Raw genomic sequence first — 25957 nt, forward strand, 5'->3', positions numbered from 1 at the left:
CAATCTAAAGCAACATTGATGCCAAAAAAATATTCTTTATTTTTCAATACGTTATAAAAACAAAACTTCATAAAAGGCAAAAAGCGGCAAGGTTAAACTAGGCAAAAAAATGAAAAACCCGCTTTCAGCTCTGAAAGCGGGTTTTATTCTATTAAGAGAGGTATCAGGGCAGAGTTAAATTTTTTTAGCTCGATAAACAATACCTGGGTGGCATTGAATAATCTCAAAATGTGATGACAAACCACTTAGAGCTTCTGCACCACCTAAGAATAAGTATCCCCCAGGGTTCAATGAGGCGTGCATCCGTTTCAAAATATCTAGCTTTCTTTCGGCCGTAAAATAAATCAGAACATTCCGACAAAAAATCACATCAAACTTTCCAAGCATGGCAAAAGAGTCAATGAGATTTAAGTATCGAAATTCAACTTTAGAGCGAATCTGTGGTTTAACCTTCCAACTAGCATCATTTAACTTATCAAAATATTTACTCTGAAGGTCTAGCCCTAAGCCACGGGCAATCGCTAGGCTATCGTACTCCCCCTGCTTAGCATGCTCTAAAATGTTAGTGCAAATATCTGTTGCTATGATATTGGCTTTAGATGGACCGCTTGATAACTTCGCTTCCTCTAATACCATACTAATCGAATAAGGCTCTTGACCCGTAGATGATGCTGCAGACCAAATACGCAGACTCTTTCCTGAGTAATCTGGCAATATTTTTTCTTTTAGAATTTTAAATGGATGAGAGTCACGAAACCACAAAGTTTCATTCGTGGTCATCGCATTAATAATCTCTTCTTTTAACTTAGCGTTACGATTAAGCTCTAACACATCGACCAGTTGCTCGATTTGAGAGTATTGCTCTCGCTCCAGAATTCTCCCTAACCGACTAGCAACTAAATACTGTTTATTATCGCTTAAGGATATGCCGCAAGTTTTCTGAAGATAATCACGAAATCTAATATACCCATTTTGGGAAATGGCATTTGTACTACTGAGCATTCATACTCCATTGAAAGCATTTTGATGATATGGCATCAAACACTCTACCATATCACCAAACAACATTATTGCTCTGTCTGAGCTTCAACTGTTTCTATTGCAATTCGAGCCAGTTCATCGGGTTGAAATTTAGCTAAAAAACCATCCGCTCCGACTTTTTTCACCATTGCTTCATTAAATACACCACTCAAGGAAGTATGGAGAAGAATAAATAGATCCTGTAAACGACTATCATTTCGGATCGCCGTAGTTAATGTATAACCATCCATTTCTGGCATTTCTATGTCCGAAATAACCATAGAAAACTCTTCGGTCACATCTGCGCCATCTGCTACTAAGTTTTGCAAATATTCTATTGCTTCTCGTCCATCACACAAAACCGTTGTTGCAAAGCCGACTTGCTCCATACAGCGCTTAATCTGCTTACGAGCCACTGAAGAATCATCCACAATAAGAATATGGTGTTGCTTAGCGTTAGCTTGTACATCATCGGTCACAATACCTACGGAGATGTCTTGTTTTGTTGGCGCCACTTCTGAAAGTATTTGCTCAACATCAATGATTTCAACCATTTCTTTATCTACTTGGCAAACAGCCGTTAAATAGTTGTCATTAGATAGCCCCTTTGGCGGTGGCTGTATATCACTCCAGTTCATATTCACAATGCGTTCCACACCACGCACAAGAAAGCCCTGAATACGACGGTTGTACTCAGTGATAATCACAAAGCACTGCTCTATGTTTTCTATAGGACTGGCACCGGTCGCTAAACCTAGATCTAGAATAGGGATAGTTCCACCACGAATATGAGCAACACCACGCACAACAGGACTACTGTGCGGCATGGTGGTCAGCTTAGGACATTGCAGAACTTCCTTTACTTTAAAAACATTAATGCCGTAAATCTGCTTCCCATTTAGACGAAACAACAAAAGTTCTAGGCGGTTTTCCCCAACAAGCTGCGTGCGTTGATTGACACTATCGAGAACGCCAGCCATACATTCCTCCTACAAAAAAATACAACAAATCGAAAGCCTATTTCGATTCCTCTTAAGTTATAGTCCAATCATAGAGTGATTTTTGCTATTTTACTAATATCTTATGCGGCTCATCGCTATTTCGTGATAACAAACAACAAAAGGTTACATACTATGGGTTTGCTGAGGCTTACTTTAGCCTATTTCTTTTTCATAAACATGGCCTATGCTGCGACTATTGAAGAGCAGTTAAACCACTATATTCAGCATGTAGAGATCCCGCGCTACGCTCGCTCTTATCCAACGGCTGAAGTCTCGATTTCTTTAAACAATATTGCCTCACTAAACTATCTCCCTGAATGTGCTTCAAACAATATCTCCATAAGCAATCAAAGAAACGATGCAGCTAAACGCACAAACTATTTAGTCGCTTGCAGCAACCCTACTTGGAAGTCATACATCCCTGCAACCTTGTCGATTAATGTACAAGCTATAAAGACAAACAGTCCGATTAACCGCGGGGACACAATAAACCGACAAAACACCAGCCTTGCTTTGGTCGACATAGTAGACTTACGAGGTCAAGCTTACACTATGGATAACCCTCCTTATGGATTAGTTGCAGCGCGCAATATTAGAGTCAACACCTTCATTACCAGCGCCCTGACTAAGCCAGCATTATTAGTAAAGAAAGGCGACCAAGTTTTAATTACGGCAAAAAGCGGCAGCATTACTGTTAAAATGAATGGCACAGCTATGGAAAATGGTTCAATGTCACAGCAAATACGGGTTAAAAATGTCAGTTCTGGGCGAATTGTGTACGCAAAAGTTGTCAGTGACGGCGAGGTTCTTGTAAACTACTAGTCGGTGATAAATAGTTGGAATTAATTTAAAGTTTCTGCGGGCTTTTTCCTAAAGTTCTCACTTACTCGTCCGATAACAAACATGGATTAATAAATTAAGGCGGAACGACAATGGCAATACACTTAACAGGGTTATCTACCCAAGGTAGTGTTAGTAAGAATGAGCGAGCTTCTAAAGACGCGTCTTCAAGTGTTGCTACGGATCAAGCACGCAGCAATAACAAAATGGCTGAGGACACTGTACGCTTGAGCGGCACGGCGCAAACACTACAGAGCCAAGAAGCGAAAATTAACAGCTTACCAGATGTTGATATGGAAAAGGTCGAGCAAATTAAGCGCGCAATAGCAGCTGGAGAATACAAAATTGACTCTCAAAAGCTTGCGCACAATATGGCATCAATGGATTCCATTTTTTAATAGTAAATTCTGTTTACTAAAAATAGAGTCCCACCATGATTCCTCTCGCCCCGATTTTTTCTAGAAGCAAACAAGTCCTTAGCGCCCTTTCCTCTCTTTTAGACGAGGAAAGAGAGGCATATGGCCATTTAAATAGTGACCATATCCTGTCGATTTCTGAAAAAAAGAAAGCCCTCCTTGATGAAATGAACGCTCTCAACGAGAAAAGAGTCAAAGTTCTAATTAAGTTTGATCTAGTTGATCGAAAGAACCCTACTGAAGAAGAGTTTAAAAGGTGGCTAGATAAACAAGACGACTCTATGGATGAAATTCGCCAACTCATGAACGATTGCGAACAGGCACTTCAGGAGTGTAAAACTAAGAATCACACTAATGCCCACATTTTGCATACCCTACAAAAGCGCAACAAAAACCTTTTCGAGCTCTTGCAAGGCCACAATAATAAGAACAAGGTCTATACATCTAGTGGCTCTACCCGCCCAGTCAGCTCAAAACATACATTAGGTAGAGCCTAATAATTAACCTCTCTTATATTCAAGTTTATACATAAATAGCTATTTACTTCGGTTAGTATTAACATCTTACTAATTAGATCAATGGCACAGTGACTGAGCATGGTGAAAAAAGGACCTTTCTATAGCCATATTTTATGTATTATCGGCTTTTTTCTTTCCTTAAATAGCCAAGCTGCCACTATGGAAGAAGTAACAATTACAGATCAGTTCACAAAAGCAACGAACTTCCAACTCGCCTATTTTATAGACAACAGCCACCACGCCACCTTTTCCGATATTAAAAACAAAGTCTTCAACGTTGCCAGCAATGCTGTTTCCCTTGGTAAAGACGCGAAAACAACTTGGATCAAAATACACCTATCAAACACCTTGAGTGAAAATAAGCGTATTTTCTTGTCCTTGCCTTATGCATATCGCAACAGCTTGATAGAGTTTTACCACGTCACTCAAAATAAGACGGTTTCATCCAAAATTATCGATCTCAATTCACCACCTCCTCATCAGTGGATGTATCGCGGCAACGCTATTTTTAACTTAGAACTGGCTGCAGGACAAGATAGCACTATCTATATAAGACAAAAGACCTTTTCGTATCAATGGTTCAAAGTAGAGCTCTTTAGTGAAGACGCTTCAAGCCGCTCACTATCTAGCACTTATATCGATACTTCGTTAATTGTGGGCATGCTATTCGCACTGACTATCTACAACTTAATGCTGTTTATTTCATCAAGATTATATGAACACTTTTTTTACGCCTGTTACTTAATTTCCTGCGGCATTTGGATAGCGTTATCGTTCGGATTATTTGCTAATTTTTTCGATTTATACGGGCGAGACGCCTTCCATTGGTACCTTTCTCTGGGAGCTATACCGCTATTTTTATTAGCTTTTATGATGAGCGTTTTTGAGACTAGAAAGCACTACCCAATAGAACATAAAATACTGTTAACCACTATTATAATCATGTTTGCAGAGCTGATTTACGGACTTTTTAATCTAGAGGCCGCTTTTGAACTTGCTGCTGATCTTGCGAGTTTCCTCATGTCTGTTGGTGTCGGTATATCTATTAGCATGCTCATCAGAAAACACCCTCTTGCTCCCTATTTTTTAATATCTCATGGCCTGTTTATACTTTTTGCGTCATACAGTATTTTGTTCTACCGAGGCAAGGTCGAGTTTACTTACCTCTCTAGCCATGGCGTTTGTTTCGGCATACTGCTTGAAGCCATTGGCCTCGCTATGATTATTGCTTATCGAATGAAGTTACTGGAAAAATTAAGCGCCTCTCAAAGCAGGCTAAAGAGTTTAGCTGTGACAGACCCTCTTACCCAGCTCTTCAACCGTAGAGGCTTTTACAGCACGATTGAACCTCTTTTAGAGCAAGAAAAGTATCGTCAGAAAGTGAATTGTGTGGCCCAACTTGATATCGACTTTTTCAAAAAAGTAAATGATCAATTTGGTCATGGCGTCGGTGACCAAGTGATCGCCCGTGTAGCTAACGAACTTAAAAAACAATGCCGATTAGAAGACATTTCTGGCAGGTTCGGGGGAGAAGAGTTTGTACTATTTATTCCTAATACACGCTTGCAAGATGCCTTTCATTTCGTTGAACGCATTCGAACAAGTTTAGCCGCGGTTGAACTGGTCACTAAGAATAACGAGGCCGTTCGCTTTACTGTCAGTATTGGCGTCGCACAAATTGACAATCAAACTCATGATATAGAAGAAGCGTTGAGTAAGGCAGATCTTGCTTTGTATCATTCAAAACAAAACGGCCGCAATCAAACTAGCTTATTTGGCCTAGACCTATCCCCACCCGAGAGTTAGATACACATTTTTTTGTCGAGTTGTATAGTTCTCATACGATCAGGACTTCACCCAACAAAGGAAGATGTTATAATTTCACTCTTCGAGTCCCCGTAGTTAAATGGATATAACATGGCCCTCCTAAGGCTAGGTTGCAGGTTCGATTCCTGCCGGGGACGCCATAAAAAAACGCCACCTTCTGGCAGCGTTTTAAGACAAATCAAAACAGCTTAAGCGATTTCTATAATTTCGTAGCTATGTACAATCTTAACGCCGCCTTTTTCTAACATTAATGAAGCGGAGCAATACTCTTCTGCTGATAGCTTCACGGCACGAGCGACGACACTTTCTTTTAGCTTACGCCCTGTCACAACAAATTTAACTCGAATTTCAGTGAATACCGAAGGAATGGTATCAGCACGGTCAGCCTCTATTTCTGCGACACAAGACACCACATCTTGTCGAGACTTTTTTAGAATCCCAACAACATCATAGGAAGTACAACCACCTAACCCAGCTAACATGAGTTCCATAGGTCGTGGACCTAACTCTTGCTTACCATCTATTTCTACTTTAAAGCCAGATCCAGTTTCGGCAGTAAAATGCACATCTTCTTGCCAACTTACGCTTGTCTTCATTTATCAATACCTAATTTATATTACTGAAAAAGCTCAGCCAATTTATTTCCAGGGTTACTTGCGCGCATAAAAGCTTCCCCCACCAAAAACGCGTGCACGTCTTTTTCACGCATGGCTGCAACGTCTGCACGAGTATGAATGCCACTCTCGGTCACAACAAAACGCTCTTTTGGAATACTATCTAGTAACTCGAAGGTATGATCTAGACTCAGCTCGAAACTATGTAAATCACGATTATTAATACCTAACAATTCTGTTTGAGTATATTCAAGTGCAAGTTCCAATTCAGGGCGATTATGAACTTCAACCAGAACATCCATACCAAGATCTCTTGCCATGATATCTAAGGCTTGCATTTTTTCTGGGCCTAAACAGGCCGCGATCAATAGAATACAGTCCGCACCTATTGAACGAGCTTCAAGGACCTGATATTCATCAACAATAAAGTCTTTGCGAATAACAGGAAGTTTACAAGACTCTCTTACTTGCACTAGGTAATCTTCATGACCTTGGAAAAAGTCTCGGTCTGTTAAGACAGATAAGCAGGCAGCACCTGCTTTTTCGTAAGACTTTGCAATATCAGTCGGAACAAACGGGTCACGCAATATACCTTTACTAGGCGATGCTTTTTTAATCTCTGCAATCACCGCGGCTTTATGGTCAGCAACCTTGCTCTTTAAAGCCGCTGCAAAGCCTCTTGGAGCGTTATGAACATTGGCAACAGAAGCGGCCATTTCAAGGCTTTCATAAGAAGAGCGACTTTTTCTTTCAGCAATCTCTTCAAACTTACGAGCCACTATTTTTTTTAGAATAGTTGGCGTTTCAACTTGCATTCGCGATACTCCCTTTAATTAGCTTCTGAAGGTTTAAAGCAACGAGTAAAGCTCGCTAACTCAGACAGTTTAATTTTTGCCATACCACTACCAATAACATCTTCTGCTATCTGCACACCTTCTGTTAGCGTATCAGCAACGCCACTAACATAAATTGCAGCACCAGCATTTAAAGCAACAATATCTCTCGCAGGGTTCACCTGACCTTTTCCTTCCAAAGCCGTTTTTATTAGACCGAGGCTACCTTTCGCATCATAGGCTTGTAAATCATTTAAAGGTTGTATTGGAATGCCGAAACTTTCAGGAGAGATAGTATACTCCTGTATTTCACCTTGTTTGAGCTCGGCAACATAGGTCGGCGCAGACAAACTGATTTCATCAAGGCCATCTTGCGAGTGTACGACCATTACATGGTTGCTACCCAATGCTTTTAGCACTTCTGCAATAGGTCGCACCCATTTTCTATCAAATACGCCCATGACTTGGTTTTTCGCGTTAGCAGGGTTAGTTAAAGGCCCCAGCAAGTTAAAGATAGTCCGTGTTGCCATTTCTTTACGCGGGCCGATAGCATACTTCATAGCCGAGTGATGATTTGGTGCAAACATAAAGCCCAAGCCAATTTCCTCTACACTTCGACATACCTGCTCAGCAGAGAGCCCCAGATATATTCCTGCCTCTTCGAGCACATCTGCACTGCCAGACTTGGAAGACACTGACCGTCCCCCGTGTTTTGCTACTTTACCTCCAGCTGCAGCAACAACAAAGGCAGATGCCGTTGATACATTAAATAAATTGCCGCCATCGCCTCCTGTGCCACAGGTGTCAACAACATGATTGAGCTGTAGGTCGACTTTCGAAGAGAGCTCACGCATAACCTGAGCAGCAGCAATGATTTCCGCAACGCTTTCGCCTTTCATTCTTAGCCCGATTAGGAAACCACCAATTTGAGCTGGGGTGGTTTTGCCTGTCATAATATCGCTCATAACCTGACGCATCTGTTCGCCAGTAAGATCTTTGCCTTCAATTACCGTAGCAATCGCTTGTTGAATATCCACTCAAGTCTCCTATCGTGTCAAAAAGTTGGCAAGCAGGGTATGACCTGCTTCCGTTAATATAGATTCTGGATGAAACTGTACACCTTCAATATCATATTCTTTATGACGTATTCCCATTATTTCATCTATTCCTTGTGAGTCATTTTGCGTCCACGCTGTCACTTCTAAGCAATCAGGCAGTGTACTTTGTTCCACAACTAGCGAATGGTAACGAGTAGCCGTGTGTGGGTTAGCAATATCAGTAAAAACAGACGTGTTTAAATGATGTACTAAAGACGTTTTTCCATGCATTACCTTTTTAGCACGAATTACCTTTCCACCAAAGACTTGCGCAATACTTTGATGACCTAAGCAAATGCCTAAAATAGGCAGTTTACCAGAGAAGTGTTTAATCGCAGCCAGTGAAATACCAGCCTCATTTGGTGTACATGGCCCTGGAGAAATAACCAAATGGGTTGGTGCAAGCGTCTCAATATCTGTAAGGCTCACTTCATCATTACGAACAACCATCACCTCAGCATCTAATTCTCGAAAATACTGCACAAGGTTGTAAGTGAAAGAATCATAATTGTCGATCAGCAGGAGCATATAGGTTGGATCATCTAAACAAAACGGCAATTTTACACTGAGTTATACAGGCTGTCGCCTGCCTTTAAAGACTCTATACGCAAGCAGGCACTAATTATCGCAGCAAACGATCGAAAACATACCGTTAAAAGTTGCAAGTTTTATGGTTTTCTAATGAATTGGCCTTTAAATATGCACTGATTGTACATAGCATAGCCTTCTAACCTACATCTTCATTAACAATAGAGGCTAATAATGACTTGGGAAAGCCTACAGTTTTACCTAGGACTTGGTGATACTGATATGAACTGGATAGTTCGTGTGTTTATCGTCGTTCTACTCACTCTTTTTATAAATTTTTTCGTGACTCGTTTATTGTCTCGCATAGATAAGCAACTTGAGCGTACAAAGACGCCTTGGGATAACGTACTCTTAGAAGCAGCCAAAAAACCTTTAGGCATTTTCACCTGGCTTGCGGGTTTAAGTGTTGCGGCAGAAATATCGGAATCAGAGTTAGACCCAAGTTTTTCCACTATCATCAGCCTTATTCGGGAAGTGGGTGTCATTGTCCTCCTCACCTGGTTTGTACTTCGCTGTATTAGTGGCGCTGAAAAAGCCTTAACCAGCTCCAGCAAGGTCAAAAACAAAGTCGACTACACGACGGCAAGTGCCATCAGCAAATTATTAAAAGCGGCCATCATTATCACGTCGGTTTTAGTTATCTTACAGTCTTTAGGCTATAGCGTCTCAGGGGTATTGGCCTTTGGGGGAATAGGTGGTATTGCGGTCGGTTTTGCGGCCAAGGATTTATTAGCTAACTTCTTCGGTGGCTTAATGATTTATTTAGACCGACCATTCGCCATCGGCGACTGGGTACGCTCTCCTGATCAAAACATTGAAGGAACGGTAGAACACATCGGCTGGCGCCAGACTCGTATTAGAACCTTCGATAAACGCCCGCTGTATGTGCCTAACTCTACCTTTTCACTGATTTCAGTAGAAAACCCGTCGCGCATGTCCCACCGCCGTATTAAAGAAACCATTGGGGTACGTTATGACGACATTAGCCTCTTACCGACAATTTTAGCGGAAGTAAAAGACATGATCGCGCAGCATCCTGACTTAGACACCAACCAGATTTATATGGTGAATTTTAATCAGTTTGGCCCCTCTTCTTTAGACTTCTTTATTTACACTTTTACAAAGACCACGGATTGGCGCACCTATCACAACGTCAAGCAAGATGTTTTGTTTAAAGTAATTGAGATTATTGAGTCACACGGAGCTCAGGTTGCCTTCCCTACACAGACCATCCATATGGCCCATGTAGAAGACAAAGTAAATGCGGAGGCGCAGAAGCCAGCTTAACAAACCACTATATAGGGAGCCAAGAATACCTTTCTTGGCTCCCTATTTATCAGATTAGCAATTCAGCCAAATCATCAATTATTGCATCAGCGCCCAACGAAGCAAGATCTACACCTTGATTATAACCATAGGTAACCAAAGCGCACTTAAACCCCGCTGCTTGTGCCGCGCGAAAGTCCGTAATAGAGTCGCCAACCATCAAACACTGCTCAGGGCTTGCTTCTATTGCTTCACTGCAGTGTAGCAAAGGCAAAGCAGAAGGCTTCTTCTCTTCAAGTGTGTCACCACCTAACAACCACCCAAAATGCTCTGTTAAAGCAAATTTGTCTGTCATTGGCTTTACAAACACACTCGGTTTGTTGGTAATAAGCGCAACTGGCACGCCGTGATGTTTAAAGGCTTTTAATAGTGATAAGACATTTGGATACAAGGCAGTCTCATCAGTCAAATGTTGATGGTAATGACGCAGGAAAATTTCGTAGGCTTGATCAAATAACCCCTCATCTAAATCTGCCCACTGTAAAGCTTGCTGAATGAGTTTGGCAGAACCAAAACCTACCCAACTACGCACTCTTTGTTCTGTGGCAGGAGAAGCACCGAGCTCAACCAAGAACGCATCTACTGCTTTTGCAATATCTGGCACACTATCAACTAACGTACCATCTAAATCTAAACACACTAATTGCGGCCAACCTTCAAACCATTTCGAAAAATACCTCGGCGTTTTCATTAATTATCTCACTTTCGCCAGTTCGCTGCGCATTGCATCGATAACTTGTTTGTAGTCGTCTTTCCCATAGATGGCCGACCCCGCAACAAAGGTGTCCGCACCCGCTGCTGCGATTTCCGCTATATTCTTTTCGCTAACACCACCATCTACTTCTAAACGAATGTTATAACCGCTTTCATCTATCAAAGCTCTCGCTTCACGAAGTTTATCCAAGGTCCCTGGAATAAATGACTGACCACCAAACCCAGGGTTAACGGACATAAGTAAAACAATATCGACTTTATCTAAGACATGTTTTAAGTGATGCAAGGGAGTAGCAGGGTTAAACACCAAACCAGCTTTACAGCCACCGTCTTTAATCATTTGTAATGAGCGGTCAATGTGCTCACTTGCTTCAGGGTGAAAGGTAATGTATGACGCACCAGCTTCAATAAAATCTCCTATTAAACGATCAACCGGTTTAACCATGAGGTGCACGTCAATTGGAGCGGTAACGCCATGCTTACGCAACGCTTTGCATACCATAGGTCCAATCGTTAAATTAGGCACATAATGGTTATCCATTACATCAAAATGAATTATGTCGGCTCCAGCCTCAAGCACTTGGTCGACTTCCTCCCCTAAACGGGCAAAGTCAGCAGACAAGATAGAGGGGGCAATAAAAAAGTCATTCATATCTGGCTCCAGCAATGACACAATAAACATATTCATACACATGTTACCAAGGCCACTCGTAGAAGTATTCAACACGATGAAGAAAAAAACGCTAACAAAGCTATTCAGCTTCCCACTTCTCGCACTTTTTTGTAATCTGGCTTGGGCTCAAGATAATCAAGAGAGAGTGCAACCCACCCCTCAAAAAGCACGTATTGCAGCATTAGTTTCCAGTTTAGAAAAGCGCGGACTAGGACACCAAATAAAATCCTTAGAGGCTGAAGGTGCAGAGTTTTTAAGCCTTTTCATTCCAAGCCGCACCCTTTCAAGCCAAGGCTGTTTACTCTTACTCTCTTCCGATAACGAGCACCCAGATTGGCCAGACACCATTGCACCAGTGCGCAACGCTTTACCCAACTACAGCTGGTGTACATTATCGATTGAATTACCAGACATCACCCCTCGTGGTGAAGCAATGCCTCCGGTCATTGCATCCATCCCTCCTGACGAGCTCCCCCCTTTGGCTAATCAGGAACTGGCTTTTTCTCGCATTCAATCCGCCATTAATTTTATGGCCGAGCAAAATGTGAGTAATCTCGCGTTATTAGGAAGTAAAACCGGAGCCAGTTATGCTTTAGCCTTTATGAGCAACGCTCCGAGGAACATTCAAAGTCTGATCTTAGTGGACAGTGAAACACCAAATGGCGTTAACACCTATCAACTCGCGCAAACCATTAGTAAGATCAACGCCCCCATTTTAGATCTTTACCCTAATACGAAGCGGGTACAAAGCGATCAATTCGCTTTGTGGAGAGAGCAAGCGGCCAACCAAAGGCAGCCCCAAAAGTGGCAATATATCGCTCTACAATCAGCGCAAGAAGGCAGCTTTGCTCAAGACCCGCAAGCGCTGGTTCAAAGGGTTAGAGGTTTTTTAAAGCAAAATACCAGTCAGATAAGCCAAAGGCATAACTTACCTACATTTTCAAAAGGGCTATTTTATTAGCCCTTGCATTTACAATTTTACTTACGAGACTTTTTAATCAGTTCGTAAGCTGATTGAATCTCTTGTGTTTTTTCCTTAGCCAAGGCGATCATTTCATCTGGCAAGCCTTGAGCCGACAGTTTATCTGGGTGATTTTGGCTCATCAGTTTACGATAAGCCTTTTTGATTTCAGCGTCAGACATTTCAGGTTTAACACCTAAAGCATCATAGGCAGACTTTAATAAGTCTTTTGAACTTTCCCCACCCGCTGTTTGATACCCCTGACGGAAATGAGCTTGTTGTTTTACTTGTAAGTGTAAATATTCAAACTCTGCCACACTGACACCTAAGTGGGCGCACACCTGCGATACTAGGGTTTTCTCTTCCACACTAAAATGGCCATCGGCATAAGCTGACACCAATAAAATTTCCAACAGTGTTCGGGTTAAATCTCCCGGCCCTACAATTTCTTTAAACTGATTGAGGACAGGCACATAATCAAAATTCTCGCTCTTACCTTCATTAAACAGCTTTTTAGCTTGTTCTTGCGCAGCAGGAGAAAGACGTAAACGCTGCATAACCGCTTGTGCCAATTGAATTTCCGCAGCAGAGACCTGCCCATCAGACTTGGCTAAACGCCCCATTAAGAGAAATAAGGTTCGGAAAAATGTCTCTTGCTGTAAACGTAAATTGCCACGACCTAACCCTGCGCCCAAACGACCTTTCGCCTGCGACTTGTCCAACATGCTGCCGACAATAAAGCCCAACACGGCTCCTATTACGTTGAGTAAGATAAAACCCAAAATAGCGCACACTATTTTCCACATGTTGATATTTCTCCATTATTTTATAGCCCCAAAAGGCCAGCTTAGATTATCATCTAAAACCAACGAGGGTTCTTCTTTATTTAGAGCTCAGTCTCAGACAATCAATATTGGTAGACAAGTATACCCTGTATGGCTAAGTATTTACGCCCCAGCACCTTATTTTTGCATAGTCTTTTCATTCTTCCCCTTGCCCAAGCGGATCAATGGGATTGGGTGCCGAAAGAATCGCTGAGCTCAGAGCAACAGGCCCAACTAGGTCGTTACTGTCAAGGCAGTTACATAAATAGCTGGCATGCCACAGAGACAAGCAACACCCAGCTTGAAGCAGATACTATGAACCGTGACGAAAACGGTTTTTTCCAATTACACGGCAACGCCATTATAAAACAACCGGATTCAACCTTAGCAGCTGACGCTATTGAAGGTGTACCAGGCGAGTTTTATCGAGCAGACGGCAATGTAAGCTTACGCAATAACAATCAACTCATTCGCAGTGAGCAAAGCTTTATATCCAGCACACCTGACCAGCCGACCACTTTTAGTAACGCTACTTTTTTAGACTACCAAAGCGGTTTACGTGGCGCATCGCAGACGTTTACTCGAGACCTTAACGGCGTTGTGTTTATTGAAGAGGGATTTTATACCAGCTGTGAACCCAATGACGAAAGTTGGAAACTATACGGAAGCTCTATAGAGCTCAATCCAACAACTGGATTCGGGACGGCAAAACATGTTCGAATTCATGTGCTTAATGTACCTGTGTTTTACTTTCCTTGGATTCGCTTTCCTATAGACGACCGTCGTCAGAGCGGTTTTTTATTCCCAAGTTTTGGTTATTCCAGCAATAATGGATTGAGCTTTTCGGCGCCCTTCTATTGGAACATCGCACCCAACTATGACGCCACCATCACTCCAAACTACATTCAACATAAAGGCGAGGGGTTAGATTTAGAAGTTAGACACCTTGGTAAATATGATGAAACCACGTTTGAACAATCTACTTTTGATGATAACGACGAAGGTGAGCAAACACTACAAAAGCTCACATCAGATTTAAACTTTAATAAACAGTTCAGCGCTGGAGTGACCTTAGAAGACAACCCCACAGCAGACCAATACCCTGAAGCTAATAGCACGTCTATTGGAGAAAAAGATGACTATGAGCGAAGCGTATTTCTTGCCTTTAACGAGGGCAATTTCGCTACTAAGCTTACTCACCGCAGCTACTTCACACCCGACACAAGTAATGATGAACCTTTTGATTGGCTACCACGCTTGGATGCATCTTATCGCTTAGCAGACACTCTTTATGATTACAGTATTGCCGCACAATACACGGACTTTTACGACCCTGCTGAAGACAACTTTGACGGCCAAAGGCAGGTTCTGAATCAAGATATAAGCCTGGACTTTAGCAATACCTGGGGAAGCTTTTCTCCTGGCATTCTAGCCCAATATAGGGACTATGAAGTTAATAGCTACACAGGCTCTGACAGCGCCACATCACTTTCTCATGTTAGTGGCTATTTTGATTCGAGTGTTGCGTTCGAACGACGTGTCGTGCTGAATAAAAACCTTTGGCGTCAGACCCTTATACCAAAGCTTAGCTATTTAAATGCTCCCTATAAAGATCAAGATGACATCCCAGACTTCGACGCCAGTGAGCCCACTCTCACTTATGCTCAAGCTTTTAGCCACCAGCGCTTTAGCGGTAATGACCGCATAGGCGACACCGAACAAATCACCTTAGGGTTAGAAAGCAGTCTGTATGATGTCAACAATAAGGAAAGATGGTCATTCAAAGCTGGCCAGGTCTTTTATTTAGAAGACCGCTATGTTGATATTAGTGGTGATACAGATGAAGGCAGCGCCGTAGATAGTGCGAGTCATAGCGACCTACTTACCTCAACAAGTTACCAAGGAGATCGCTATAGCCTAACAGCCAATTTAAACTATGACTTAGATAACAACAGCACTGAGTTAGCGCAAATAATTGTGGGGATGAAACCTACTGATGAGATTCGCGTTAACTTGAGTTATCTATACAGTTTAGACAATTCAGATTCAGACGATGATGCAAAACAAGCTAACATAAGCACCATCCTGCCTCTTAACCAAAATTGGACCATGTTTAATCAATATACTTATGATTTTTTGGAAGAAGAGGCCAGCAAACAAGTGTTAGGGTTCGGTTATGAAAACTGCTGTGTCAAAGTGTCTTTAAGCTACCAAGACTGGCTTGACGACGACAGTGAACGTAATCGCGGCATTTATTTACAATTTATTTTACGCAGTTTAAGCACTGTTGGACGCTCGAACGACGAATCCAGTATTGCAGACGACTATTGGAACCAAGGTAACATCGGATACTAAAATGAAGTTTCTTACACTACTATCAGCCATTTTTCTTTTATGCGCCCCTTTTCAAAGCGCATCAGCTCAACCTAAAAAACTTGATGGCATTGTCGCTATTGTTGATTCACAAGCATTATTAGAAAGTGACATTAACGCTCGCTTTCAGATCATCAAGGAGCGAGTACCGGGTGGACAAATGACACCCAATATTCGTCGCCAGATTGTTAATCAGATGATCGACGAAATCCTACAAGCGAATTATGCTCGTAAAATAGGCATGCGCCCTTCCAGCCGTGAAGTAGATAATGCCATTTTAGGTGTCGCTCAAAACTTTCAAACAGATCTAGCGGGGCTTAAAAACATTCTACAGCAACAAGGTATTAGTTTTATTCGCTATAGAGATCAAATAGAACAAGAAATACTCATCAACACCATTAAGAATGAGATCGTAAAACGACGTATTTCGATCACAGAACAAGAAATCGAGGATTACCTTAATTCATCTACTTCTTTAAGTAAGGAAAAAGAGCAGGTTCACTTGCGCCATCTTATTATCCGCGGCTCAGACCCAGCTAAGGCTCAACAAGAAATTTCAGACATTGCCAGTAAAATTAACAGTGAAGCAGACTTTATTGAACAAGCATTAGCTCATTCACAAGGCCAATTTGCTATTCAAGGCGGTGACCTTGGTTGGCGCCCTCTTAGCCAATTACCGCCGTTATTCGTGAGAGCCCTTGGCACAGCACAAACGTCCTTAGTAGGGCCACTGCAAAGTAACGCAGGTTTTCACTTACTGTGGGTAATTGAAAAGCGCAACCCAGATACCACTCTCCAAAAGCAAACCAAGACTCGTCATTTACTCGTTCGCCCAAATGAAATTAGGTCAGACAAACAAACCCAAGCTCTAGCCAACGACCTTTACCAACAACTACAAAGCGGCGCAGACTTTGCCACTTTAGCGAAAGAAAACAGTGAAGACCAAGGCTCCACTTTACAAGGCGGTGACCTAGGTTGGGTGACTCCTGGTACCATGGTGCCAGAGTTTGAAGAAATGATGAACAGTACGTCTGTTGGCAAATACAGCCGCCCTTTCAAAACACAATTTGGCTGGCACATCCTTGAAGTAGAAGGTCGTCGTGATACGGACGTGAGCGAACAAGTGAAGCGCAGTAACGCAGAGCAAGCTCTAACTGCCCAAAAGCGTGACATTGTGCTGAGCAATTGGCTAGAAGAACTAAGAGCCGATGCCTTTATTGATCGTAAAGAGTCGTAGATTAACGAATGACAACAACTACACATAACCCAATTATTGCCATTACATCTGGTGAGCCGGCGGGTATCGGGCCCGACATAATCCTGAGCGCTCTTGCTGAGCAGAGCTTCCCTGCTCGGCTCGTTGTACTGGCGGATCCAGATTTGCTAACACAAAGAGCTCAGTTGCTTGGTCTTGCTGTTACGATTCAGGTAGCAGAAAGTGCAACTGACGTTTTACTTCATGAACGAGGTATGGTGTGGGTATTACCCATTCATCTGCCCGCCCCTGTTGTTGCTGGCCAATTAGATGTCCGTAATAGTCCTTATGTGTTAGAAACACTAAGATACGCTGGTCAAGCGTGTCTAGACGGCCTCTTTGAGGCAGTGGTCACGCCGCCTGTTCATAAGGGCGTATTATGTGAAACCGGCACTCACTTCTCTGGTCACACTGAATTTTTCCAAAACTTGTGTAATTCACCTCACGTGGTCATGATGCTAGCATCGCAAGCCATGAAAGTTGCATTAGTAACCACTCACTTACCTTTGAAGGATGTTTCCTCAGCTATTACAGAAGAAACGATAAGTAGAGTGGCCCTTGCATTACATCATGACTTAAAAGATCGCTTTGGTTTAGAACAACCTAAAATTCTCGTTTGTGGACTCAACCCCCATGCTGGAGAAGGTGGCCATTTAGGGGATGAAGAAATTCGTATTATCAACCCCACCCTTGAAAAACTTCGTCAGCAGGGACTACACCTAGAGGGCCCCTTACCAGCGGATACCTTGTTCACACCAAAATATTTAGAAAATGCGGACTGCGTTTTAGCCATGTATCACGATCAAGGCTTACCTGTGTTAAAATACTCAGGATTTGGTAATGCCGTGAACATTACATTAGGCTTACCCATTATTCGAACTTCCGTGGACCACGGCACAGCAACCGACCTAGCTGGCAAAGGCGAAGCTAATAACGGTAGCCTTAAAGTGGCCATTCAACATGCCATAGATATGGCAATTAATGCGAAAAATAATTCTCAATGAGCAGACCACAAGCACATAAAGCCAGAAAACGTTTTGGACAAAACTTCCTACATGACTTAGGCATTATCCGCCGAATCGTTGCCTGCATTGCCCCCAAAAAAGGCCAACGTATTGTTGAAATTGGTCCAGGTAAAGGAGCATTAACTGAAGGCATTATTAGCGTCACTAAAAGCATGGATGTGGTGGAATTAGACCGTGATCTGATCCCTATTTTAAAAGTAAATCTTTTTCGTTACCCAGGCCTTACTGTACACGAAGCCGATGCTATGAAGTTTGACTTCTCATCACTTGTTTCTGACGACGAAACCATTCGTGTTGTTGGCAACCTTCCTTACAATATTTCAACGCCATTGATTTTTCATTTATTAAGCCAAGCAAAAATCATTGAAGACATGCACTTCATGCTGCAAAAAGAAGTAGTAGATCGTCTTGCAGCACGTCCTGGCGACAGCCTCTATGGCCGCTTAAGTGTGATGGCTCAATATTATTGTGCTGTAGACTTTTTGTTTGTGGTAGGTCCCGAGTCATTCGATCCAGCACCAAAAGTGGACTCGGCCATTGTCCGTATGACACCTCATAAAACTTTGCCTCACGTCGCGAACGATGTTAAAAAGCTCGAAGACATTGTGCGAATTGGCTTTCATCAGCGCCGCAAAACTCTAAGAAATAACTTTAAAGGGGTGCTTGATAGTGACGACTTTGAGACTCTTAACATTGACCCAGGCTTGCGCCCAGAAAGACTTGATGTAGCCGACTTTGTAAGGATTACAAACCTAGTCCTCGCTAAGGATGCCTAACATGTTAAAGCACGACATCGCCGTTACAGTGCGCACTGAATATTTAGCACAACAATCGAACCCTGAAGCATCACGCTATGTCTTTGCGTACCACATTACTATTACCAATTGCGGCAGCGAGTCAGCAAAGCTTCAAAGCCGCCATTGGGTCATCACTAACGGCGACCAGCAAGTGCAAGAAGTTAAAGGGGAAGGGGTGGTAGGCGAATTCCCTTATTTAGCGGCTGGAGAGTCGTTTCAATACACAAGCGGTACCATCCTAGAGACCGTTGTGGGCATCATGGAAGGCAGTTACCAATTTATTGGCGATGATGGCACCGTTTTCAGCGCTCCAATTCGACCTTTTACTTTATCTGTTCCCAACAAGGTTCATTAACAACACTATGTCAACCTATGTAATTGGTGATGTTCAAGGCTGCTTAACGCCTCTCATAAAACTGCTTGAGATGATTCAGTTCCAGCAAGACAAAGACACCCTTTGGTTTGCTGGTGACCTGATCAACAGAGGACCAGAGTCACTCGAAACACTAAGATTCATCAAATCTCTCGGTGATAGTGCTATTTCTATTTTGGGTAACCACGACCTGCACTTACTCGCCGTAGCCTATGGCCACGGCTCTTTAAAGCGCAGTGACACTTTAATGGAAATTCTTTCTGCTAGTGACAGAGACGATTTAATTGAATGGCTAAGACACCTACCGTTATGTCATTATGATGCCCAGCAAGACACCATTATGACTCACGCAGGCGTTCCTCCTTGTTGGACACTTGAACAAACCATCGCCCTTGCCAGAGAAGTAGAGCGTGCGCTGCAGGGAGACCAATATATGTCGTTCTTTGCTAATATGTATGGTAATAAACCCGCTACATGGCGAGATGACTTAGAAGGAATCGAAAGACTAAGGTGCATTACTAATTATTTAACACGTATGCGCTTTTGCGATGTAAACAGCAAGCTGGACCTAAAATCAAAAGAGTCCCCCGATACCACCATTGACGGTTATGCACCTTGGTTTAATCACCCTTCTAAACTTCCTTCTTCGACACACGTCACCTTCGGCCATTGGGCCGCACTAGAAGGTATCTCATATATAACGAACATCCACGCTCTTGATACCGGATGCGTTTGGGGTGGCAGCTTAACTGCGTTACGATTAGAAGATAAAGAAAGATTTTGTACACCTTGTTCAACTGACTGGAAGATTTCATGACTTATACCTGTATCGACATTGCTGATGCGCTCCCACTTATTGAAAACGAAGCAATTATTGTTGATATTCGAGACCAAGCAAGCTTTCAAACCAGCCATATCAGCGATGCGATTAGCTTGAATAACGACAATGTGGGTGACTTTATTAGCAATACCAACAAAGACACTCCGGTTATTGTCTGCTGTTACCACGGCAATAGCAGTAAAGGCGCCGCGGAATATTTAGCTGCTCAAGGCTTTAAAGACGTATATTCACTTAATGGCGGCTTTAGCCAGTGGAGTGCCATGTTCCCCGAACAATGCGAAATGAGCATCTAGTTACTACACATGCCTAATTATCAGATTTACCTCGTTGGTGGCGCTGTTCGAGATCAGCTATTAGGTATTCCAGTGATCGATAGAGATTGGGTTGTCACGGGCGCTACCCCAGAGCAGCTGGAACGGCAGGGGTATCAACAGGTCGGCAAACAATTTCCTGTTTTCCTTCACCCAAAAAGTAAAGAAGAATACGCTCTAGCAAGGCGCGAAAAAAAACAAGGCCAGGGATACACAGGGTTTATTTGCGATTTCTCTCCAGATATTCCTCTAACCGAAGACCTTGCAAGGCGAGACCTCACCATCAATGCCATTGCTCAAGGTGAAGATGGCACGTTAATAGACCCCTTTGACGGCCAAAAAGACATTGCTAAGCGCTTATTACGACACGTATCAAGTGCCTTTATTGAAGATCCATTAAGAGTATTACGAGCGGCTCGCTTTAGCGCACGCCTCCACTCATTTCAGTTTACGATTGCACCTGACACTCTGACATTAATGCAAGCCATTAGCACTTCAGGAGAGTTGCAGAGCTTAACCCCTGAGCGCGTTTGGAAAGAAACAGAAAAGGCTTTGTCATGCTCCGAGGCATCACAGTATTTTAATACTTTACTGACCGCTCATGCCCTTCCAGACACCTTTCCAGAACTAATTTGGGAGCCTAAGAGCAATTTACTTACCCTAACGGATACGCATCACCTATCTGGGGCCCAGCGCTGGGCATTGGCGACGAGCAATACACCGCTAGCGCAATTAATCCGACTGCACCAAAGAATTAAAGCTCCCAACCAGTACAAATTACTGGCCGAACAAGTAAGGGGCTTTTTAGAAAACCAAAGTACAAAAATGAGTGCACAGGAATGGGAAACTTGGTTGACCAAGGTGGCTGCAGTTAAAAAGCCTCAGCCTTTTGAAAAGCTCATTGAAACCCTTAGCCTAGCAACTCAAACAACGCCTCAAACATGGCTGAACTTAAGGGCAACCGTTGCAAGTGTTAATGCTGCTAAACTGATGAAGGAAGGCTTAGCAGGTGCAGAACTTGGGGCGGCTTTGAAGGCCACTCGCGTAGCAGCCTTAAAGCAATCTAATCACCCGTTTGTTTACTGCGCCTGACGTCGAATCCGAACACCTACCGCCTTTGCTTGAGGCACGGCTGCAGGCTTTTTCAAAGTGAGGGTGACGTCAGTCAGAGAGAAAATGTCTATCAACTCCGCCACCAGCACTTCGGCTAAGGTTTCGATTAGTTCAAATTGGCGTTGCTGACAAAATGCTAAAATATGGTTTGAGATCGCTTCGTAATCTAGGGTCAAAGCTAAATCATCTGTTTTAGCTGGGGCCTGATTGTCATGATACATTTCAAGATCGAATAGCAAATCCTGCTGAATTTGTTTCTCCCAATCGTAAACACCGATGACGGCTTTTGCCTGTAACCCTTCAATAAAAACAACGTCTTGCATCTAGCTCTCCTTAATAGACGGTAAATCAGACAATGGCCAGCGTGCTTTTATTGACAACTCAAGATTCGAGGTTTGCCCTTTCAATAATCGTTGTGCCCCAGCATAGGCAATCATGGCTCCGTTATCCGTACAAAATTCGGGACGGGCATAAAAGACGTTGCCACGTATCTTTTTTAACTGCTTCTCCAGTTGCTCACGCAAATGTTTATTGGCGCTCACCCCACCGGCAATGATCAATTGCGTTAGACCTTCTGATTCCAACGCACGTCGGCACTTAATGACTAAGGTATCTACCACAGCAGACTGAAAAGCGTAAGCGGCGTTGGCTTTAAACGCTTCATCACAGCGGTCTTCATCCAAAGCATCGTGCACTGAAGTTAAAAACGCGGTTTTTAAACCACTAAAGCTAAAATCTAATCCAGGCCGATCCGTCATTGGACGTGGATATTTCAATCCCGAGTTCGGGTTACCTTGTTTTGCCAGTGCAGCAATTTGAGGACCACCAGGGTACGGTAGACCAATCATTTTAGCGGCTTTATCAAAAGCCTCACCTGCGGCATCATCTAATGACTGACCAAGAAGCTTATATTCGCCAATACCGTCAACACGAACAAGTTGCGTGTGCCCTCCTGATACCAGCAGCGCAATAAAAGGCATTTTCGGTTGTGTTTCTTCCAGCATAGGCGCTAACAAATGGCCTTCCATGTGATGCACACCCAAAGCAGGAATATTTAAGGCTAAGGCCAAAGAGCGACCAATTGTTGCTCCGGCCATTAAAGCACCCACCAGGCCAGGACCACTTGTGTAGGCAATGGCATCCAGTTCTTTTTTAGTTATACCTGCTTGCTCCAGCACTTCATCAATTAATGGCAAAGTTTTTCGCACATGATCACGCGATGCCAACTCAGGAACCACACCGCCATATTCAGCATGCTGAGCAATTTGAGAATAAATAGTATGCGCCAATAGGCCGTTGTCAGTATCGTATATTGCGATTCCTGTTTCATCGCAGGAGGTTTCTAATCCCAAGACTTTCATTGCAGCTATCTCATTTTATCATTGCCCGCATTGTACCTGAATCGTTACGCCTGTGCAGGCAGTGACCACTTAAATATTGGACAAAACCTTATCTGGTCGTTATAATGCGCGCGTTTTCAATATTTAGAATTTAAAAGGCAGGTGATTTTTCGCGTTTGTGAGGTTTTTTTGACACTACCAGAGACAAACACCCTTATAAAAGAATGCACATCAAACAGACGTGATTGGTCTGTACAGGGTAGAAAAATGACGTTTTATTTCGTCTCACTCTGCACACAAAACGCGCTTTGAATACAGAACGAAATACAAGTATGATTCACGCCGTTTTTGTGAACACTTAAATTTAAACATTATTATTGAAAGGTAACATCATGCCAGCAGTTAAAGTTAAAGATAACGAACCATTTGACATCGCTCTACGTCGCTTCAAACGTTCTTGTGAAAAAGCAGGCGTTTTGGCTGAAGTTCGTCGTCGTGAATGCTACGAAAAACCAACAACTCTTCGCAAGCGCGCAGCAGCTGCTGCTGTTAAGCGTCACGCTAAGAAAGTTTCTCGTGAGCAGAAAAAATTCCAACGTTTGTACTAGGCTAAACTGCCGTTTGGCATTTTTGCAAAAAACAAATGTTAGTCTAGACGCCAGCGGCGTTTAGGCTTATAAAAACGGCTAGTTAAATTAACTAGCCGTTTTTTTTGCTTAAAATACTTGAGAGGATTCCATGTCTGACCTGAAAAAACACATTTCTGATACATTAAAAACTGCAATGCGAGCAAAAGAAAAGCAGCGTGTTACTGTTATTCGCAACATCCTAGCGGAATGTAAAAAAGTAGAAGTAGACGAGCGCATTGAACTTGACGATGCTCGCGTGCTCGCCATTCTTGATAAAATGAATAAACAACGCAAAGACTCTACTCAACAATTCCTTGATGGTGGTCGCGAAGACCTTGCTCAGGTAGAGCAAGAGGAAATGGTCATCATTAGCGAATTCTTACCGACACCGTTAACGGATGATGAAATTGCCCAAATTGTTAAAGCTGCCATTACCGAAACAGGCGCAACCTCTATGCAACAAATGGGCGCTGTTATGGCCATTGTTAAGCCACAGGCTCAAGGCCGCGCTGACATGGGGCAAATAAGCAAACAAGTTAAAGCACAACTAGGCTAGTTTTATGGCAGGACGCATACCAGACCAATTTATCGATGAGCTACTTGCTCGCACCGATTTAACGGATGTGGTGGCGTCCCGTATTAGCTTGAAAAAAACAGGGCAGAACTACACTGCCCTTTGCCCTTTTCATAATGAGAAAAGCCCTTCTTTTAGCGTTAATCCAAACAAACAATTCTACTATTGCTTCGGCTGTGGAGCCGGTGGCAACGCCATTTCGTTTGTTATGGATCATGACCACATGGACTTTGTTGACGCGGTCGAGACGCTTGCTAAAGACGCAGGCATGGAAGTACCAAAAGAACAAGGAGCTCCTGACAGGTACGAACAAAACGCTGAACTTTTAAAACGCCTTTCTGAGAGCGCCCAGTTCTATCAGCAGCAACTTATTACACACCCCCAAAAAGCAAAAGCGACTGACTACTTGTCAAAAGATCGCGGCCTATCTGGGCAAATTGCCAAGGTATTTGGGTTAGGTTTTGCCCCCCCAGGCTGGGACAACTTACTCAAACAAGTGGGTACTCGGGCCGAAAGCCAAGAACAGCTATTGCTTGGCGGCATGCTTATAGAGAAAAAAGATCAAGCAGGCCATTTTTATGACCGCTTTCGAGATCGCATTATTTTTCCGATTCGAGACAGCCGTGGTCGTGTGATTGCTTTTGGTGGCCGAGCATTTGGGGATGAGAAGCCCAAATACTTAAACTCACCAGAGACCCCTGTATTTCAAAAAAACCAAGAACTTTACGGTTTATTTGAAGCCAAACAGAACACCAAAGTTTTGGATCAAATACTCGTTGTCGAAGGCTACATGGATGTTATCGTGCTGGCTCAGCACGGCATTACTAATGCCGTCGCCACTCTTGGGACATCGGTAAACAGTCAGCATATTCGTAAGCTATTCAAACTAGTCAGTAAGGTTGTGCTTTGTTTTGATGGTGACAAAGCAGGCCGAGCCGCCGCCATAAGAGGGCTAGAGGCAGCACTGCCGGTAATGCAAGATGAAAAGCAAGTGCGCTTTTTATTTTTACCGGAAGGGGAAGACCCTGATTCACTGGTCCGCAAAGAAGGCAGAGACGCATTTAACGCTCGCCTTGACGATGCTCATTCATTGGCTCACGTATTATTTGAGCATGCACGCAATCAGGTCACATTAGCTGACGAAGAAGGTGAAGCTCAATACACACGCAACGCTATGGGTATGATTCGCCAGCTGCCCCAAGAGCTCACTTTACGCTCAGTGATTTTAAGACAGCTCAGCGAACAGTCTGGCATAGACCAAGAGACCCTTGAACACACGAAACTAAAGCCTCTTCGCAATCAAGGTGCAACCCAAGTCGAGAGCTCAACACCTTCGCCGATAGGAACAGAACAAGATTACCTTCCCAATGCTAACTATGAAGACATGGCCTATGCAGACGAAGGTTATTCTAACTACCAAGCTGAATACGACGCCTACCCAGCACCGACTTCAACAGGTCTAGAAAACAGTTTTAAACCTAGATCTAAAAAGCGCTTTGGGAAAAAGCAGAAGGACGAGCATCTCCCTCCTGCACCAGCAGGATTAAACCGCACCAAACAAGCTACCCTATGCTTACTTCTGCATCCACATATAGCCAAAAACATCGACATTCCGGACCCTCTGATTAACCAGGCTGATCAAGACCTGCAGCTTTTTTGCCGCGCTTGGCGATTTTTTTGTAAACAGCCAGAAAAAAATGTCGGCCATTTCATTAGTCAGACTCAAAACATGGAAGAGCTTAATCGTCTCTTTGACCTGCTCAACCACCCAGATGCCGCTACAAAACTTAAGATTACCCATGCCGAGCAAGAAGTTTCTGACATGGTTTTATCTTTAGAAAACAATTTGGGATTAAATAGCAGCATTGAAAGGTTGAAAAACAAGGGCAATGAATCCATAAAGGATACGAGAAGCAAGCAAGAATTATTAAAACTGATGGAAATGATTCGTCAGAAGAAATCTTAATTTTTCCCCGATTAGTTGGTTAAAAAACAGCGAAAATCTGGATAAAAGTCAATATTTTTGGTATAATCCGCTGCTTGCAAATTCCAAACAAATTTCAATGATAGGTTG

28 protein-coding genes and 1 tRNA gene are annotated in these 25957 nt (G+C 43.1%); 18 read left to right on the plus strand and 11 right to left on the minus strand.

Annotated elements, in window-relative coordinates:
• Positions 1-174 precede the first annotated feature (174 nt).
• Together ACYVGZ_RS02695 and ACYVGZ_RS02700 are read right to left on the minus strand one after the other, a co-directional pair.
• Positions 175-1002 (minus strand): CheR family methyltransferase, encoded by an 828-nt coding sequence (locus ACYVGZ_RS02695; RefSeq protein ID WP_460750847.1) that lies wholly within the window; start codon positions 1000-1002, stop codon positions 175-177.
• Between the two features lie 65 nt (positions 1003-1067).
• On the minus strand, positions 1068-2000 hold the full coding sequence (locus ACYVGZ_RS02700; protein WP_460750850.1) for a chemotaxis protein CheV: 933 nt from the start codon (positions 1998-2000) through the stop codon (positions 1068-1070).
• Between the two features lie 153 nt (positions 2001-2153).
• Here ACYVGZ_RS02700 and flgA point away from each other — a divergent pair, with 153 nt between their 5' ends.
• From flgA to ACYVGZ_RS02725, 5 genes are all read left to right on the plus strand, one after another.
• Complete coding sequence (gene flgA, locus ACYVGZ_RS02705; RefSeq protein ID WP_460750852.1) at positions 2154-2843, plus strand: flagellar basal body P-ring formation chaperone FlgA; 690 nt, start codon at positions 2154-2156, stop codon at positions 2841-2843.
• A gap of 110 nt (positions 2844-2953) precedes the next feature.
• The gene (gene flgM, locus ACYVGZ_RS02710; RefSeq protein WP_460750855.1) at positions 2954-3259 is read left to right on the plus strand and encodes a flagellar biosynthesis anti-sigma factor FlgM; all 306 of its coding nucleotides are present in this window, start codon (positions 2954-2956) and stop codon (positions 3257-3259) included.
• Positions 3260-3294: 35 nt separating this feature from the next.
• Complete coding sequence (locus tag ACYVGZ_RS02715) at positions 3295-3774, plus strand: flagella synthesis protein FlgN (RefSeq protein WP_460750857.1); 480 nt, start codon at positions 3295-3297, stop codon at positions 3772-3774.
• 180 nt (positions 3775-3954) lie between these two features.
• Positions 3955-5601 (plus strand): sensor domain-containing diguanylate cyclase, encoded by a 1647-nt coding sequence (locus ACYVGZ_RS02720; RefSeq protein ID WP_460750860.1) that lies wholly within the window; start codon positions 3955-3957, stop codon positions 5599-5601.
• Positions 5602-5687: 86 nt separating this feature from the next.
• Positions 5688-5762 (plus strand) — tRNA-Arg (locus tag ACYVGZ_RS02725).
• Between the two features lie 48 nt (positions 5763-5810).
• Here ACYVGZ_RS02725 and ACYVGZ_RS02730 read toward each other — a convergent pair.
• Genes ACYVGZ_RS02730 through ACYVGZ_RS02745 form a run of 4 tightly spaced genes read right to left on the minus strand, consistent with a single transcriptional unit; the run spans position 5811 to position 8694 of the window.
• Positions 5811-6218: an OsmC family protein gene (locus tag ACYVGZ_RS02730; protein WP_460750863.1), complete on the minus strand. Its 408-nt coding sequence runs from the start codon at positions 6216-6218 to the stop codon at positions 5811-5813.
• Between the two features lie 20 nt (positions 6219-6238).
• Positions 6239-7051 carry an indole-3-glycerol phosphate synthase TrpC gene (gene trpC / locus ACYVGZ_RS02735; RefSeq protein ID WP_460750866.1) on the minus strand — a complete coding sequence of 271 codons (813 nt, stop codon included), beginning with the start codon at positions 7049-7051 and terminating at the stop codon, positions 6239-6241.
• A gap of 14 nt (positions 7052-7065) precedes the next feature.
• On the minus strand, positions 7066-8106 hold the full coding sequence (trpD, locus tag ACYVGZ_RS02740; RefSeq protein WP_460750870.1) for an anthranilate phosphoribosyltransferase: 1041 nt from the start codon (positions 8104-8106) through the stop codon (positions 7066-7068).
• A gap of 9 nt (positions 8107-8115) precedes the next feature.
• Positions 8116-8694, minus strand: coding sequence for an anthranilate synthase component II (locus ACYVGZ_RS02745; RefSeq protein WP_460750872.1), 579 nt, complete (start codon positions 8692-8694; stop codon positions 8116-8118).
• Between the two features lie 234 nt (positions 8695-8928).
• Here ACYVGZ_RS02745 and ACYVGZ_RS02750 point away from each other — a divergent pair, with 234 nt between their 5' ends.
• The gene (locus ACYVGZ_RS02750; protein WP_460750875.1) at positions 8929-10041 is read left to right on the plus strand and encodes a mechanosensitive ion channel family protein; all 1113 of its coding nucleotides are present in this window, start codon (positions 8929-8931) and stop codon (positions 10039-10041) included.
• Positions 10042-10090: 49 nt separating this feature from the next.
• Here the strand turns inward: ACYVGZ_RS02750 and ACYVGZ_RS02755 are convergent, their stop codons facing one another.
• On the minus strand, positions 10091-10771 hold the full coding sequence (locus ACYVGZ_RS02755) for a phosphoglycolate phosphatase (protein ID WP_460750877.1): 681 nt from the start codon (positions 10769-10771) through the stop codon (positions 10091-10093).
• Positions 10772-10774: 3 nt separating this feature from the next.
• Positions 10775-11446: a ribulose-phosphate 3-epimerase gene (rpe, locus tag ACYVGZ_RS02760; protein WP_460750938.1), complete on the minus strand. Its 672-nt coding sequence runs from the start codon at positions 11444-11446 to the stop codon at positions 10775-10777.
• A gap of 76 nt (positions 11447-11522) precedes the next feature.
• Here rpe and ACYVGZ_RS02765 point away from each other — a divergent pair, with 76 nt between their 5' ends.
• Positions 11523-12428, plus strand: coding sequence for a DUF3530 family protein (locus ACYVGZ_RS02765; protein WP_460750880.1), 906 nt, complete (start codon positions 11523-11525; stop codon positions 12426-12428).
• A 17-nt stretch (positions 12429-12445) separates the two neighbouring features.
• Here the strand turns inward: ACYVGZ_RS02765 and djlA are convergent, their stop codons facing one another.
• Positions 12446-13234, minus strand: coding sequence for a co-chaperone DjlA (djlA, locus tag ACYVGZ_RS02770; protein WP_460750883.1), 789 nt, complete (start codon positions 13232-13234; stop codon positions 12446-12448).
• A gap of 129 nt (positions 13235-13363) precedes the next feature.
• Here djlA and ACYVGZ_RS02775 point away from each other — a divergent pair, with 129 nt between their 5' ends.
• The 8 genes from ACYVGZ_RS02775 to ACYVGZ_RS02810 are packed head-to-tail and all read left to right on the plus strand — an operon-like array spanning position 13364 to position 21319.
• Complete coding sequence (locus ACYVGZ_RS02775; RefSeq protein WP_460750886.1) at positions 13364-15607, plus strand: LPS-assembly protein LptD; 2244 nt, start codon at positions 13364-13366, stop codon at positions 15605-15607.
• Between the two features lies 1 nt (position 15608).
• Positions 15609-16862: a peptidylprolyl isomerase gene (locus ACYVGZ_RS02780; protein ID WP_460750889.1), complete on the plus strand. Its 1254-nt coding sequence runs from the start codon at positions 15609-15611 to the stop codon at positions 16860-16862.
• An 8-nt stretch (positions 16863-16870) separates the two neighbouring features.
• Positions 16871-17884: a 4-hydroxythreonine-4-phosphate dehydrogenase PdxA gene (gene pdxA, locus ACYVGZ_RS02785; protein WP_460750892.1), complete on the plus strand. Its 1014-nt coding sequence runs from the start codon at positions 16871-16873 to the stop codon at positions 17882-17884.
• Complete coding sequence (rsmA, locus tag ACYVGZ_RS02790; RefSeq protein ID WP_460750894.1) at positions 17881-18681, plus strand: 16S rRNA (adenine(1518)-N(6)/adenine(1519)-N(6))-dimethyltransferase RsmA; 801 nt, start codon at positions 17881-17883, stop codon at positions 18679-18681. Before pdxA ends, rsmA begins: the two co-directional genes overlap by 4 nt.
• 1 nt (position 18682) lies before the next feature.
• Positions 18683-19057 carry a Co2+/Mg2+ efflux protein ApaG gene (gene apaG, locus ACYVGZ_RS02795; protein WP_460750897.1) on the plus strand — a complete coding sequence of 125 codons (375 nt, stop codon included), beginning with the start codon at positions 18683-18685 and terminating at the stop codon, positions 19055-19057.
• Between the two features lie 7 nt (positions 19058-19064).
• The gene (locus tag ACYVGZ_RS02800; RefSeq protein WP_460750900.1) at positions 19065-19892 is read left to right on the plus strand and encodes a symmetrical bis(5'-nucleosyl)-tetraphosphatase; all 828 of its coding nucleotides are present in this window, start codon (positions 19065-19067) and stop codon (positions 19890-19892) included.
• Positions 19889-20209 carry a thiosulfate sulfurtransferase GlpE gene (glpE, locus tag ACYVGZ_RS02805; protein ID WP_460750903.1) on the plus strand — a complete coding sequence of 107 codons (321 nt, stop codon included), beginning with the start codon at positions 19889-19891 and terminating at the stop codon, positions 20207-20209. The genes ACYVGZ_RS02800 and glpE overlap by 4 nt, the downstream gene beginning before the upstream one ends.
• Before the next feature lie 9 nt (positions 20210-20218).
• A complete protein-coding gene (locus ACYVGZ_RS02810) occupies positions 20219-21319 on the plus strand; it encodes a tRNA nucleotidyltransferase (protein ID WP_460750906.1) in 1101 nt (366 codons plus the stop codon).
• Here the strand turns inward: ACYVGZ_RS02810 and folB are convergent.
• Together folB and tsaD are read right to left on the minus strand one after the other, a co-directional pair.
• Positions 21307-21663, minus strand: a complete 357-nt coding sequence (folB, locus tag ACYVGZ_RS02815; protein WP_460750909.1) for a dihydroneopterin aldolase — start codon at positions 21661-21663, stop codon at positions 21307-21309. The genes ACYVGZ_RS02810 and folB overlap by 13 nt on opposite strands.
• On the minus strand, positions 21664-22701 hold the full coding sequence (gene tsaD, locus ACYVGZ_RS02820; RefSeq protein ID WP_460750911.1) for a tRNA (adenosine(37)-N6)-threonylcarbamoyltransferase complex transferase subunit TsaD: 1038 nt from the start codon (positions 22699-22701) through the stop codon (positions 21664-21666).
• A gap of 371 nt (positions 22702-23072) precedes the next feature.
• Between tsaD and rpsU the strand changes: the two genes are divergently transcribed.
• The 3 genes from rpsU (at position 23073) to dnaG (ending at position 25849) form a co-directional block, all read left to right on the plus strand.
• On the plus strand, positions 23073-23288 hold the full coding sequence (gene rpsU / locus ACYVGZ_RS02825; protein WP_009835737.1) for a 30S ribosomal protein S21: 216 nt from the start codon (positions 23073-23075) through the stop codon (positions 23286-23288).
• 130 nt (positions 23289-23418) lie between these two features.
• A complete protein-coding gene (locus ACYVGZ_RS02830; protein ID WP_460750915.1) occupies positions 23419-23865 on the plus strand; it encodes a GatB/YqeY domain-containing protein in 447 nt (148 codons plus the stop codon).
• A gap of 4 nt (positions 23866-23869) precedes the next feature.
• Entirely contained in the window at positions 23870-25849 is a 1980-nt protein-coding gene (gene dnaG, locus ACYVGZ_RS02835; RefSeq protein WP_460750918.1) for a DNA primase, read from the plus strand.
• Positions 25850-25957: the final 108 nt, after the last annotated feature.

Source organism: Marinomonas epiphytica, assembly GCF_054780655.1.